This is a genomic window from Parabacteroides gordonii MS-1 = DSM 23371 (assembly GCF_000969825.1).
Taxonomy (GTDB): domain Bacteria; phylum Bacteroidota; class Bacteroidia; order Bacteroidales; family Tannerellaceae; genus Parabacteroides; species Parabacteroides gordonii.
This window is the reverse complement of sequence record NZ_KQ033919.1, coordinates 3,523,150-3,535,750: the sequence shown is the minus strand read 5'-3', so window position 1 is coordinate 3,535,750 and position 12,601 is coordinate 3,523,150. Positions and strand designations below refer to the sequence as shown.

Annotated in this window: 13 protein-coding genes and 3 tRNA genes; 7 read left to right on the top strand and 9 right to left on the bottom strand. The window is 50.6% G+C overall.

Going from position 1 to position 12,601, the window contains the following annotated elements:
* Positions 1-2 precede the first annotated feature (2 nt).
* The 7 genes from HMPREF1536_RS13300 to HMPREF1536_RS28430 all read left to right on the top strand — a co-directional run bounded on the left by HMPREF1536_RS13300 (position 3) and on the right by HMPREF1536_RS28430 (position 1,591).
* Positions 3-458, top strand: a complete 456-nt coding sequence (locus HMPREF1536_RS13300; protein WP_028729719.1) for a Rieske (2Fe-2S) protein — start codon at positions 3-5, stop codon at positions 456-458.
* 89 nt (positions 459-547) lie between these two features.
* Positions 548-620 (top strand) — tRNA-Gly (locus HMPREF1536_RS13295).
* 21 nt (positions 621-641) lie between these two features.
* Positions 642-725, top strand: a tRNA-Leu gene (locus HMPREF1536_RS13290).
* A 37-nt stretch (positions 726-762) separates the two neighbouring features.
* Positions 763-835 (top strand) — tRNA-Gly (locus HMPREF1536_RS13285).
* A gap of 118 nt (positions 836-953) precedes the next feature.
* A complete protein-coding gene (locus HMPREF1536_RS13280) occupies positions 954-1,253 on the top strand; it encodes a nucleotidyltransferase family protein (protein ID WP_028729720.1) in 300 nt (99 codons plus the stop codon).
* Positions 1,246-1,449: a HepT-like ribonuclease domain-containing protein gene (locus tag HMPREF1536_RS28155; protein WP_233426406.1), complete on the top strand. Its 204-nt coding sequence runs from the start codon at positions 1,246-1,248 to the stop codon at positions 1,447-1,449. Before HMPREF1536_RS13280 ends, HMPREF1536_RS28155 begins: the two co-directional genes overlap by 8 nt.
* Positions 1,442-1,591 carry a HepT-like ribonuclease domain-containing protein gene (locus tag HMPREF1536_RS28430; RefSeq protein WP_262496397.1) on the top strand — a complete coding sequence of 50 codons (150 nt, stop codon included), beginning with the start codon at positions 1,442-1,444 and terminating at the stop codon, positions 1,589-1,591. Before HMPREF1536_RS28155 ends, HMPREF1536_RS28430 begins: the two co-directional genes overlap by 8 nt.
* Positions 1,592-1,856: 265 nt before the next feature.
* Here HMPREF1536_RS28430 and gltA read toward each other — a convergent pair whose 3' ends face one another.
* The 9 genes from gltA to HMPREF1536_RS13230 form a co-directional block, all read right to left on the bottom strand.
* On the bottom strand, positions 1,857-3,329 hold the full coding sequence (gltA, locus tag HMPREF1536_RS13270; RefSeq protein WP_028729721.1) for an NADPH-dependent glutamate synthase: 1,473 nt from the start codon (positions 3,327-3,329) through the stop codon (positions 1,857-1,859).
* 13 nt (positions 3,330-3,342) lie between these two features.
* A complete protein-coding gene (locus HMPREF1536_RS13265) occupies positions 3,343-4,140 on the bottom strand; it encodes a sulfide/dihydroorotate dehydrogenase-like FAD/NAD-binding protein (protein WP_028729722.1) in 798 nt (265 codons plus the stop codon).
* A gap of 95 nt (positions 4,141-4,235) precedes the next feature.
* A complete protein-coding gene (locus HMPREF1536_RS13260; RefSeq protein ID WP_028729723.1) occupies positions 4,236-4,616 on the bottom strand; it encodes a co-chaperone GroES in 381 nt (126 codons plus the stop codon).
* Positions 4,617-4,710: 94 nt separating this feature from the next.
* Positions 4,711-5,289, bottom strand: coding sequence for a DUF4251 domain-containing protein (locus HMPREF1536_RS13255; RefSeq protein WP_028729724.1), 579 nt, complete (start codon positions 5,287-5,289; stop codon positions 4,711-4,713).
* A 71-nt stretch (positions 5,290-5,360) separates the two neighbouring features.
* Positions 5,361-6,713: an MATE family efflux transporter gene (locus tag HMPREF1536_RS13250; protein ID WP_028729725.1), complete on the bottom strand. Its 1,353-nt coding sequence runs from the start codon at positions 6,711-6,713 to the stop codon at positions 5,361-5,363.
* Positions 6,714-6,906: 193 nt separating this feature from the next.
* Positions 6,907-7,929: an ABC transporter ATP-binding protein gene (locus HMPREF1536_RS13245; protein ID WP_028729726.1), complete on the bottom strand. Its 1,023-nt coding sequence runs from the start codon at positions 7,927-7,929 to the stop codon at positions 6,907-6,909.
* A complete protein-coding gene (locus HMPREF1536_RS13240; protein WP_028729727.1) occupies positions 7,929-8,963 on the bottom strand; it encodes an iron ABC transporter permease in 1,035 nt (344 codons plus the stop codon). Before HMPREF1536_RS13240 ends, HMPREF1536_RS13245 begins: the two co-directional genes overlap by 1 nt.
* A 26-nt stretch (positions 8,964-8,989) precedes the next feature.
* On the bottom strand, positions 8,990-10,990 hold the full coding sequence (locus tag HMPREF1536_RS13235) for a fructose-bisphosphatase class III (protein ID WP_028729728.1): 2,001 nt from the start codon (positions 10,988-10,990) through the stop codon (positions 8,990-8,992).
* A gap of 67 nt (positions 10,991-11,057) precedes the next feature.
* Positions 11,058-12,482, bottom strand: a complete 1,425-nt coding sequence (locus HMPREF1536_RS13230) for an MFS transporter (RefSeq protein WP_028729729.1) — start codon at positions 12,480-12,482, stop codon at positions 11,058-11,060.
* Between the last annotated feature and the right edge of the window lie 119 nt (positions 12,483-12,601).

Below are 12,601 nucleotides of genomic sequence, written 5' to 3'. Positions count from 1 at the left end.
GGATGAAAAGGATATTTTTTTGTTTGGTGGTGCTGCTGGTGATGTCGTGCAATAAGGTGAATGTGTCAAACGTGCCTTATGCACCGGTGTACCTGGAATTGGACTTGCAGTTCAAAGACAAAGACCTGGTGGGTTCTCTCCACTTTAAAGAGATCACAAGCGAAGTAGGTCAGAACTACGGTACACGGCTCGGTTTTTCGGGCGTGTTGGTCGTAAACGGCTTCAGCGCCACTACGGGAGGTACACAATATTATGCTTATGATTTGTGTTGCCCCCACGAAGGGAAAAAGGATATCAGGGTAAAAGCAGATAATACAGGGTGGGCACAGTGTCCGGAATGCGGAACGAAGTACGAAATAGCCTACGGGTCTGGTACTCCGTCAGATGGCCCGTCGGAATTTGCACTTACGAAGTTTAATGTCACCCAGCGAGGGAGTGAATTATTAATCCAGTATTAAAAAAATCAGCCCTTGCGGTAAACTTTTTTCTCCAATTATTTGCAGATATAAAAAAGTTATCTACCTTTGCACACGCAAACGCAAAGAACGCGAAAGTAGCTCAGTTGGTAGAGCATAACCTTGCCAAGGTTAGGGTCGCGGGTTCGAGTCCCGTCTTTCGCTCATCTCTTAAGAGAAAGGGATGCTCGAATGGTGGAATGGTAGACACGAAGGACTTAAAATCCTTTGGCCATTGCGGCTGTGCGGGTTCAAGTCCCGCTTCGAGTACAAAGGATGTATTTTTCGGGTTCATCCCTTTCGATTTGCGAAAGTAGCTCAGTTGGTAGAGCATAACCTTGCCAAGGTTAGGGTCGCGGGTTCGAGTCCCGTCTTTCGCTCGCTTCCAAAAGGCCTCGGTATTGCTTGCAATATCGGGGCTTTTTATTTTATACAACTTCCCTCTGTTGTCCGTTTAAAGAATAATATATACCTTTGTTATAACTAAAGACAAAGGATATGAACTTCTTCAGCAATTACTTACCCGGAATTATTGCTTTATGCAAGAAGCATAAAGTAAAAAGAATGTTTGCTTTCGGTTCTGTACTGACAAATCGCTTTACCGACAAGAGCGACATCGATTTATTGGTAGACTTTGAAGGCGTCACACCGGAAGATTACGCAGACAATTACTTTGATTTAAAAGATGCATTATCCAATATCTTCCGCAGGGATGTAGATTTACTCGAAGATAAAGCTATACGAAATCCTATTTTACGAAGAAACATTGACTCGTCAAAGCAATTAATATATGGATGAGTATATTGAAAAACATCTGTACGATGTGCTTCTTTCTATTAATGAAGTGGAAAGTTATTTTCCTGAAGGGCCTAAACTATTCGAGGAATTCAGGAAAGAGATTATTCTCCAAAGAGCCGTTGAGAGAAACGTTGAAATAATGGGAGAAGCAATCAATCGAATCCGTCAAAATAGATCCAACTTTTATATTGCCTAACGCCAGAGCAATCGTCAATACAAGGAACAAAGTAATACACGGTTACGACAGTGTCACTACCGAATTTCTCTGGGGGCTCATTATAAGACATATCCCGGCTTTAAAGAAAGATGTTTTAGACTTACTTAACCACCCTAAATAAACAAATAGGGCTGCAACACACCTGTCGCAGCCCCTTCATAGACACACCAATATTTATAACTATTGTATAAATATCTTCTTTACCTCTCTTTTATGTCTGGTTCCGTTTGATACGGTAAACGCAAATATAAGAATAAATTTATCATTACAACCTTTTTTTGCAAGGAAGCATTGAAAAATCAGAAATAGCATAGATTTCATCCTGTTCCGGCAATAAAAAAGCCCGACCTCAATGGCCGGGCTTCTCGCTTTATCTTAATTTCAGATCATTTTCCCTGCAGGCTGGCATCCATAGCGGCAGCCGCTTTACGGCCATCACCCATCGCCAGGATCACGGTGGCACCACCACGCACGATGTCGCCTCCGGCATATACATCCGGTAAAGCCGAACGCATCGTATCCTGGTCGACTACGATCGTGCCCCATTTGCTCACTTCCAGGCCGCTGAAGGCACGCGGGATAAGCGGGTTGGGAGAAACACCGACGCTGACGATTACTTCGTCTACGTCGATCGTATCGATGGCTCCTTCGATGGCGACGGGACGGCGACGTCCGGAAGCATCCGGTTCGCCCAGTTCCATCTTCTGCAAACGCATCTGTTTTACACGGCCTCTTTCGTCACCGATGTATTCGACCGGGTTGTGCAGGTTCAGGAATTCCACGCCTTCTTCCTTAGCATGTTTCACCTCCTCGATACGGGCAGGCATTTCCTCTTCGCTCCGGCGGTAGACGATCATGGCACGTTCGGCGCCCAGGCGGCGGGCGGTACGTACGGAGTCCATCGCGGTATTACCTCCACCGATCACGGCCACCTTCTTGCCTTGCAGCACAGGGGTATCGCTTTCGGGGTTGGCAGCGTCCATCAGGTTGACACGTGTCAGGTATTCGTTGGACGACATCACGCCGATCAGGTTTTCACCCGGTATGTTCATGAAGTTGGGCAGGCCGGCACCGCTGGCGGCAAAGAAGCCTTTGAAGCCCTCTTCGTGCAGGTCGTCGTAACTGATCGTCTTGCCGACGATGCAGTTGGATATGAACTTCACGCCCATCTTGCGAAGGCCTTCGATCTCCACATCCACGATCTTGTTAGGCAGGCGGAATTCAGGGATTCCGTATTTCAATACGCCGCCGATCTCGTGGAGCGCTTCGAATACAGTCACATCGTATCCGCGCTTCGCCATATCTCCGGCAAAGGAAAGGCCGGCAGGGCCCGATCCGATCACGGCAATCTTGATACCGTTCTTCTCAGCGATTTCGGGGACGGATATCTGTCCGCTTTCACGCTCGTAGTCGGCTGCGAAACGTTCGAGGTAACCGATAGCTACCGGTTCCTTTTTCATCTTCAGATGGATGCATTTGCTTTCGCATTGTTTCTCCTGCGGACAAACACGGCCGCAAACGGCAGGCAACGCGCTGGTTTCCTTCAGCACTTTGGCTGCTTCGAGGAACTCGCCGCGTTCGATGTTCTTGATAAATGTCGGGATGTTGATGCTCACCGGGCAACCTTCCATACAAGTAGGGTTCGGGCAGTCGAGGCAACGTTGCGCCTCCTGCATGGCCTGTTCCTTCGTCAGCCCCAGGTTCACCTCTTCCAGGCGGGTGTGGCTGCGGTATTCCGGATCGAGCTCGTTCATCTCTACACGGGGGATATCCGTGCGTTCTTTATTCTTCTTGCTTTTGCGCAGTGCTTCCCTCCAGGGCTCGGCACGGCGGGCAGCGATCAATTCTTCTGTTGTCATTGTATCTCGGTGGTTACTTCTTTTCAATATCTTTATAAGCACTCAGACGCATCAGCATCTCGTCGAAATCAACCTGGTGGGCGTCGAATTCGGGGCCGTCCACACAGACGAACTTCGTCTTTCCGCCCACCGTGATACGGCAGGCACCGCACATACCGGTACCGTCTACCATGATCGTATTGAGGGAAGCGACAGTAGGTATCTCATATTTCTTTGTAAGGGCTGAAACGAATTTCATCATCACAGCCGGGCCGATGGTTACACACAGGTCTACCTTCTCACGGTTGATCACGCTTTCGACACCGTTCGTCACCAGTCCTTTCGTGCCGTATGAACCGTCGTCGGTCATCACGATCACTTCGTCGGAGTTGGCCTTCATCTGGTCTTCGAGGATCACCAGGTCTTTCGTACGGGCAGCCAGTACGACGATCACGCGGTTGCCGGCCTTATGGAATGCTTCAACGATAGGCAGCAGCGGAGCTACACCTACGCCACCTCCGGCACAGACCACCGTACCTACCTTCTCGATATGGGTAGCTTGTCCCAGGGGGCCTACCAGGTCGGTGATATAATCGCCTGCGTTCAAATCGCAGATCTTCTTGGACGAACCTCCCACGGCCTGGATCACCAGGGTGATGGTTCCTTTCTGAGTGTCTGCTCCTGCAATGGTTAAGGGGATACGTTCGCCTTTCTCTCCCACTTTCACGATCACAAAGTGACCGGCCTTGCGTGAGCGGGCAATCAGAGGAGCCTCAACTTCCAGCTTCACTACGTTGGCAGAGAAATGTTCTTTACTTACAATTTTATTCATTCTAATCGCTACTGTTGATAGTTTGTCTTGTTGATTTGCTTGCAAAAATACATCAAAAATGTGAATAGATTAGTATTTTGCCAAAGAAAAAGGCTTTATTCGAACAATCCTTCGTCGCGCATCAGCATTAAAATGGCAGAATGCGGCACGATCAGGAACTTCTCGTCGTTAAAGTTAATCTCATAGGCGGCATTTTGCAGAAAGACAGCGAGATCGCCTTCGTGCGCCTGCAGGGGCAGGTAATGCACCTCTCCTTCCTTCTTCTCCCACACTTCATGCTCTTCGCTCTGGGAGGGCAGCGGGAAGCCGGGGCCTACCTTGATGATATAACCGCTTTGTATCTTCTCCTGCTGCACCGTAGGCGGGAGATACAGACCGGACTTGGTCTGGCTCTGCGGGTTCTTGGGTTTGATAAGCACTTTATCGCCTATCATAATGAATTTGTCTATGTCCTTCTGGTCTATCGATAATTGCATAATCGTTATGTTTTATTAGTTGTGATGCAAAGATATAAAAAAAGAGACGTCGCAAAGCAACGTCTCCCTTTCGTTCAGAGTATATCAATTATGTTTAAATGGAGCGTCCCTTAAACACGTTGGACTGTTCCGTCGGATAGAGTGAACCGGTGAACGAGATACGGTTGCTGTTGAAGTTCGGGCTTACAGTAGCCGTACATTTGTTGCTGCCCTTCACCATCCGGAAGGTTACGTTGGCCGATACGGCAACGCCCTGTACCATCATACTGAAAGTGACATTACCTTTCTTATCGGTCTTCATCTCTACGTTTGAGGCGTTACCATCGACAGTGATACCCCCTATTCCGTTAGGGCCTGCATAAGCTCCGTTGAATGCCAACTGGATCGTTGCCCGGTTGCCTTTCATCGATACGAAGTTAGTGCTGGGAGTTACATAAACGAAACGTCCGCGTTTAAATTCCACACGGTCTGCTTCGAGCACAAAGTCTTTTGCGTTAAGAGCCTGTACGGCCAGGTCGAACATAGCCATGTTCTCGGCTTCTTCCGCTGCTTTCTTTGCTTCTTTCTCGGCCTTTTTTGCTGCTTTTTCAGCTGCTTTATCCTGTTGTGCCATCATCGTTCCCGTACCGAGGCCAAATAACAGGACAGCTAGCAATAATAAAACTCTTTTCATACTTCTATTCTTTATAATTAATACGTAGCGAACCACTTTTCATATAATAGACAAATAACTCGCCTGGAAGTTCAATTTAACGTTTCACTTTTTATGTTTTTAACATGGTACCACAGGAAAGCCCAGGCAGTTACGGCTGCGATGAAGTCCGAAAAAGGAGACGCGTACCATACGCCGTCCAATCCCCAGAACTCAGGGAACACGAGCAGAGCCGGAATCAGGAACAGGCATTGCCTGCTCAGGCTAAGGAACATCGCTTTCCAGGCAATACCGATGCTCTGGAAAAACTGGCTGATGGATATCTGCGAACCGACAACGACGAACACCATCAAACTGATCCGCAGGCCGTTGGCCGTCACCTCGATCAACTCCGGATCGCTGGTGAACGCACGGGCTATCAACCGCGGAAACAGGACGCTCGCCAGACAGCCCAGCCCCATGATAATTGTCGCAGTGATGATGACCAGCCGCAAGGTGTCCTGCACGCGCTTATGCTGTCCGGCACCGTAATTGAACCCGACAATAGGCTGCATCCCTTGCGCGATACCAATAATAAGCATCACCAGCAACATGCCGACACTGGTAATGATGCCGTTGGCTCCCAACGCCAGGTCGCCCCCGTGCACCTTCAAGGCATAGTTCTGGATAACGACGACCAGGCTACCCGCCAGCTGCATGGCAAAAGGCGAGATACCGATGGTGAGGATGTTCCACACCACATGCCCCTCCAGTTTGAACGTCCCTTTATGGAAACGTACGATACTGTCTTTCTGGATGAAATGGTTCATAACGAACAGGGCGCTCAGCAGCATCGAGATAATGGTCGCGATGGCCGCTCCCCGGATGCCCATGTCGAGCCAAAAGATAAAGATCGGGTCGAGAATGACATTCACCACCGCCCCGATCAGCATGGTAAACATGGCTTTCTTCGGATAACCGGAAGCGCGCATAACCGCGTTGAAGCCGAAGCTGAGCGAAGTCAGGATCGTTCCGGGCACAACGATATTCAGGTAGTCGCGGGCATAAGGGATGGTCTGTTCACTTCCCCCGAAAGCCAGCAGCAGGTCGTCCATCCAGATCATACAAGGGACGACGGTGACCAGGGTGATAATAAATGTCAGCGTAAAAGCATTCCCCAGCACCTTCTCCGCCATCTCGTTCGCCTTCCTTCCCAAATGGATGGAGACACGGGTGGCGGCTCCCGCACCAATCAGCATACCGAAAGCCTGCAGGAAAAGCAGGATGGGAAACGTCAGCGTAAGGCCGGCCATCGCCAGCGCACCGACTCCCTGACCGATAAATACACGGTCGACAATGTTATACAACGCATTCACCATCGTCCCGACTACAGACGGGATAGCATATTGTAACAACAGACGGGATATCTTCTCTTTCTCCAACCGTCCGATTATTTCATTTGCCATAATTCATCTATACTTACTGTTATTCTATTGTTTCGTTCCTTATGCGGGTGTGTCAAAACGACCTTACCCCCTTATCATATCCCCGAGAGAGAGATAGTGCCATACCCTGATATGACAGTTTACCATATCCCGGTGTGGTAATATACCATATCCAGATGTGGTTGCTCACCATATCCCGGCGTGGCATCTTACCTCATCCGGGTGAGGCAACCCCCTCCCTTACCGCAGCGACTAGTGCCGCCACATCGGGAAGCTCCTCCTCCTCACCGCCAGGCCATGTAAGGTGCAGGCTGCCGGAGACAAGGCAGTTTATATTCAATTGCCCCGGCTTTACAGGCGAGGGGCGGTAACCGTTCCGTATCAGGGCATTACCCACCCAATAGGAGACAAGGAAGTCGCCTTCCACTCCAACAGGGGTGATCGGGGCTTCGGTATTCAGCTTGCCGGTCGACGGGTCGAAGACGATACCTTCTTTTCCGAAGAAAGATTCGAAGGCACCGCTCAGGATCAGGTCTTCGGGCGTACCGCAAGCCATCGGGCGGCCTTTTTCCTGGAGCCAGAGACAGTCGCCCATCTGGATAGCCAGGTCGAGGTCGTGGGTCGACAACAGGATGGCTTTCTGCTGCTCCATAGCCAGGCGATGCAGCAAGACCATCGTTTCGATACGGCTCGTTACATCGAGGAAGGCCGTAGGTTCGTCCAGCAGGATGATGGGGCATTGCTGCGCAAGGGCTTTGGCGATCATGGCTTTCTGCCGTTCGCCGTCGCTCAGTTCGGATACGTAGTTTTGTGCTTTGTGGGCGATGCCGGCTGCTGCAAGCGATTGCTCGATGATCTCCCTGTCGGCTGCCTTCAGTTGTCCGAAGAAGCCTGTGTAAGGGTGGCGTCCCAGCGAAACAAGTTCGTAGACGGTGATGCCGCCCGCGTTCGTCTTTTCCGTCAATACAACACCTACCGTAAGGGAAAAGTTGCTTTGCGAGTATGACGACAGGGGTTTTCCCATCAGGGAGATATCGCCGTCCAACGGGGGCTGGAAACCGCAGAGGGTACGCAGCAGGGTCGATTTGCCGGCTCCGTTCAGTCCCAGCAGGCAGGTCACTTCACCGGGGAAGAGCCTGAGGCTGAGGTCGTCATGGATCACCTTACGCTTGCCGCCTTTCAAGGGATAGCCAATACTGAGGCGATTGGTTTCTATTACAGGTGTCTGTCTGTTCATCAGTCGAAGTATTGGATATTCTTACGGTTCACGATCACATAGATGATAACCGGGGCTCCGAGCATCGGCGTCACGGCATTGAGCGGGAGGATGTTGTTGGTTCCGGGCATCACCATCAATATATTACAGAGCAGGGCGATGCAGGAACCGGCCAGCATCGTGACGGGAACCAGCATCTTATGGTTCGAGGAGCCCAACATCAGGCGGGCGATATGCGGAACGGCCAGTCCGATGAAGGAGATCGGGCCGCAGAAAGCAGTCGTCGTTGCGGTAAGCAGTCCGGTGCAGAACAGGATCAGGATGCGGGTGCGTTTGATCCGGATTCCGAGGTTGGCGGCATACATTTCCCCCAGCAGCAGGGCGTTGAGGGGTTTTATCAGCAGGATGGCCAACAGCAGTCCGGCGAGGGTGAAGATGAGGAAATAAGGCAGCTGCATCAGGGAGACACCTGAGAAGTTGCCGAGTCCCCACATCACAAAGGCATGGACTTTGTCGGTCGAGGCGTAATAGTTGAGTACCGATATCAGGGAGGAGGCGAGATAGCCGATCATGATACCGATAATAAGCAGCATGACGTTGCTTTTCACCTTGGCCGAGAACCAGATGATCAGTCCCAGTATGCAGGCTGCCCCGGCAAAGGCGGCGAAGATAACAGCGAGATAGCCGCTGATAGGCAACTCGGTGACCATGCTCAGCGTACCGCCGAAATAGAGCATGATGGCAGCCACTCCCAGGTTGGCTCCGTCGCTGATTCCCAGGATGGAAGGGCCTGCCAACGGGTTACGGAACAGGGTTTGCAACAGCAATCCGCTGGTTGCCAGCGAAGCACCGGCCAGCAGAGCCGTAACGGCCTGCGGGAAGCGGCTTTGCAGGATGATATTCTGCCAGGCGGGACGACCGACGTCTTTCCCCATCAGAATATCGATAACGCTCTCCAAAGGAATGGATACGGCACCGTATACCAGCCCACCCAGAAATAAGAGAACCATCAGGGCGGTTAGCAGTAAGGGAGACCAGGTTATTCGTTTTTGCATATAATTAATTCACGCCATATTATTGCCTAATATTCATTCCGTTCTTTTTCCTTGATAAAGCCGTTGCGGTAGGCATACAACAGCTTTTCCAGATCATGGATCTGGCGTTGCAGGTCGGTGCCTTTGTCGGTATCCTTTACCATCTGACGGTGGGAACTCAGTTCCACTACGATCGTGGTGGAACGGATATCACGCCCCTCTTTGATGGCCTGGTCGGTCGACAGGAACGGCTCATGCTGCACCAGCTGGAAACCGCGGGAGTGATACACCAACGTATAACCGGCAATCCCCGTTTCGGCATGGTAAGGCCGCGAGAAACCACCGTCGATCACCAACAGCTTGCCATTGGCTTTGATGGGGTTTTCGCCTTCGATGGAACGGACAGGGACGTGCCCGTTGATGATATGGCGGTGCATACCCGTTACGCCGAACTCATCCAATAACATATCGCATACCTTCTCTTCTTCGCGGAGGGTATAATAAGCGCCTTTCTCTTCCTTCTGTACCGCCTTATCGTCGATAAAAGCTCGCTCGAAGGTGGCCATCTTGCTCTTATCGAACAAGGGAGAGTCTTTTCCTCCCCAGAGATACCAGATATAATCCATCGCAAAATCCTTTTCGGGAGAGTCCTCCGAGTCGAAATAGGCGGTGCGGATCAACTGGTCTACTTTATCGAGCAGGCTTTTACCTTTGTATTCCTGCCCTTCTATACGGATGCTTTTCAGCGTCCCGTCGGCATTCATCGGGACAGAGGCATGAAACAGCAGGTTGGAATTGCATACCTGGTACATGCTGCCGTGACGGAAGAGACAACGCATATGTTTCTTCAGCTTCTCGCTGTACTCGAAAGAATGCTGGATGCGGCGGATCAGGTCTTCCTCCTCGATCGACAGGGCATACGGATCTTTCGGGTTGATGGTCGGCCAGTTCTTATCTTTCAGCTCGAACTCTTTTCCATCCAAAGTGATGGTTCCGCGTTTCAGGTCGATATGGTGGAGCAGCAGGCGGTCGTCCATCTCGAACTCGGGACGGCGGCGGATGATCTCGCCTTCGAGCTTGAACTGGATAATCGTTATCGCCTTATGCATCTGCGAGATCAGGCGGATCGTCTTTTCATCAAACGTGGAGTCGGACGCATTCGTCTTCGGCATGAACAGGTCGCAGGGATCATCGCCGTACACATCCATTGCGAACGTGGCCAGCGGAAGGAGGTTGATGCCGTAGCCGTCTTCCAGCGTCGCCAAATTACCGAAACGCAGGCACATACGGATCACATTGGCAATACTTCCCAGGTTACCGGAAGCCGCTCCCATCCACAGCACATCGTGGTTGCCCCACTGGATATCGAAATGGTGGTAATCGCAAAGGGTATCCATGATGATATGGGCACCCGGGCCACGATCGTAGATGTCGCCTATCACGTGCAATATATCGATCGTCAGCCGTTGTATCAGGTTACACATGGCGATGATGAAGTCATTGGCACGGCCGGTCGAGATGATCGTGCGGATGATCTGGTCTACATAGGCTGACTTGTTCGGCTCGACGGACGATTCATGCAGCAACTCCTGAATAATATAGGAAAACTCTTTCGGCAAGGCCTTGCGGACTTTCGAGCGTGTATATTTCGACGATACATTCCGGCAGACGCGCACCAGCTGGTTCAACGTGATCAGATACCAGTCGTCCAGGTCGGGCTCCTTGCACCTGACCAGTTCGAGTTTCTGTTCCGGGTAATAGATCAGCGTACACAACTCTTTCTTCTCGAAGTCGCGCAACGTGTTACTGAATATCTCATTCACTTTCCGTTTGATCGCACCGGATGCATTCTTCAGCACATGGTTGAAAGCCTGGTATTCCCCGTGGATATCGGACAGGAAATGCTCCGTCCCCTTCGGCAGGTTCAGGATGGCCTCCAGATTGATAATTTCGGTACTCGCATCGGCTACAGTAGGAAAACTACGCGCCAGCAATTGCAGATAACGCAGGTCACCAAGCACGTATTCAGGTGTTATATCTTTCGTCATAAAATGTATACTGTCTTTTTCCGTGCAAATATAAGCAAATACAAGGAGACAATCCTTCTCAAAAGTATTATTTACGGGAGGTCACCCGGTCATATACGAACAAAAGGAGGGCAGTTCCCATGCCAATACCGAATATGACCATCCATAAGCGGGAAGGATCGTAGAGTTTCCAAAGAAGGTTCGTCAATGCCTGGGGCGTCAGATCGACTTGCCGGGCGACTTCGGCGAAATAGGCGTTATTGGAGAGTCCTTGGGGTATCTGCAGCCCTTTCTCCGCCACGAATTGCTGGACGATCATCACCTTATCCGACATCTGCTGATACACGACACCGGAAATGATCCCGGCCATCACATTCCCCAGAAACACGGGGATAAAGGAGTATCCCATGTAAAGCGCTTTCTTATCCACAGGGGCAATACGTCCGATATACTCGGTGATCTTCGGCGATCCGGCCATTTCCCCCAACGAGAAGATCAGGATAGCCACCATCGTAAACAATACATTCTGCGAAACAATGGTCAGCGACATACCGATCGAGCAGACCAGGAAACCGGACATCATGGAGCGCAACGGTTTCATCTTCATCACGATACTTGAAACGACCAACTGAAAAGTGATGATGTAGAGTGCATCGATATTCGTCACGAACTCCGCATCCATCACACCGGGCGCCTCGCTGTAATTCTCGCTGAAAAAAGGCATATAGGCATGGAAGAAGTTATACAGCACACTGGTGTCCACCCATTGCGAGATAAAGACCGGCAACGTAAAGAACAACTGGTGATACATCGCCCAGAAGCCGGCCACAATCACCAGAAAGAGGATGAACTTAACGTCTTTCAATATATATCCCATATTGGTGAAGATGATGCGGAAGGTTTTCAGCAAAGGGTCTGTATTCTTTTCCGCGTCTTCCCGTCCCGGCTCCTTGTAGAAGAACAGCAGGATGAAGTTGAGCGCGATAATCCCCGCCGAGACATAAAAGATAAGGTGGGACGATCCTTTGAACAACAGGGTGACCATCGGCCCGAAGAAAGCCCCGATATTGACCATCATATAGAAAATACCGAACCCGATCGAAGCCGTCTCGTCCGTTGTCGTCTTTGAGATCGTTGCCGAGATAACGGGTTTAAACAGGGCTGCTCCCACCGCCAGATAGAGATACATAAGGAAAACTCCGGTAAAGGTAGTGAACATCGGAAGGAGAATGAAAGCGGATGTATAGATCAGAAAGGCCAGAAACAATACTTTCTTATATCCGTAGCGGTCGGCGATGGCTCCCGTCAGCACCGGCAGGAAATAGAGGATGCCTGTCCCCACTCCCATCAGAAGCCCTTTCTGGCTTTGCGAGAATTCGAGTCCCCCGACATCCGACGAGCCGGTCAGGTAGTTGGCAAACAGCATAAAGAAACCGTACCACGCCCAACGCTCAAACAATTCAATTACATTGGCCACCCAGAATGTGCGTGGGAAGCTGCTAAAGACGCTCATAATAATATTTGTTTTCTGATTAAGTGTTGTAAAGATACGATAAATACAAATACGAGGGAAATTTAGCAAGCCTTAAATAGCAAGCCCCGGAAGACGAATCTACCGGGGCTTGTTTTTTG

What these genes read in the sequence shown, in the direction of transcription:
- HMPREF1536_RS13255 (WP_028729724.1), bottom strand. Translation starts at nt 5,289, where the DNA reads ATGAAAAGAGTTTTATTATTGCTAGCTGTCCTGTTATTTGGCCTCGGT.
- HMPREF1536_RS13280 (WP_028729720.1), top strand. Translation starts at nt 954, where the DNA reads ATGAACTTCTTCAGCAATTACTTACCCGGAATTATTGCTTTATGCAAG.
- HMPREF1536_RS13260 (WP_028729723.1), bottom strand. Translation starts at nt 4,616, where the DNA reads ATGCAATTATCGATAGACCAGAAGGACATAGACAAATTCATTATGATA.
- HMPREF1536_RS13265 (WP_028729722.1), bottom strand. Translation starts at nt 4,140, where the DNA reads ATGAATAAAATTGTAAGTAAAGAACATTTCTCTGCCAACGTAGTGAAG.
- HMPREF1536_RS28155 (WP_233426406.1), top strand. Translation starts at nt 1,246, where the DNA reads ATGGATGAGTATATTGAAAAACATCTGTACGATGTGCTTCTTTCTATT.
- HMPREF1536_RS13245 (WP_028729726.1), bottom strand. Translation starts at nt 7,929, where the DNA reads ATGAACAGACAGACACCTGTAATAGAAACCAATCGCCTCAGTATTGGC.
- gltA (WP_028729721.1), bottom strand. Translation starts at nt 3,329, where the DNA reads ATGACAACAGAAGAATTGATCGCTGCCCGCCGTGCCGAGCCCTGGAGG.
- HMPREF1536_RS13300 (WP_028729719.1), top strand. Translation starts at nt 3, where the DNA reads ATGAAAAGGATATTTTTTTGTTTGGTGGTGCTGCTGGTGATGTCGTGC.
- HMPREF1536_RS13250 (WP_028729725.1), bottom strand. Translation starts at nt 6,713, where the DNA reads ATGGCAAATGAAATAATCGGACGGTTGGAGAAAGAGAAGATATCCCGT.
- HMPREF1536_RS13230 (WP_028729729.1), bottom strand. Translation starts at nt 12,482, where the DNA reads ATGAGCGTCTTTAGCAGCTTCCCACGCACATTCTGGGTGGCCAATGTA.
- HMPREF1536_RS13235 (WP_028729728.1), bottom strand. Translation starts at nt 10,990, where the DNA reads ATGACGAAAGATATAACACCTGAATACGTGCTTGGTGACCTGCGTTAT.
- HMPREF1536_RS13240 (WP_028729727.1), bottom strand. Translation starts at nt 8,963, where the DNA reads ATGCAAAAACGAATAACCTGGTCTCCCTTACTGCTAACCGCCCTGATG.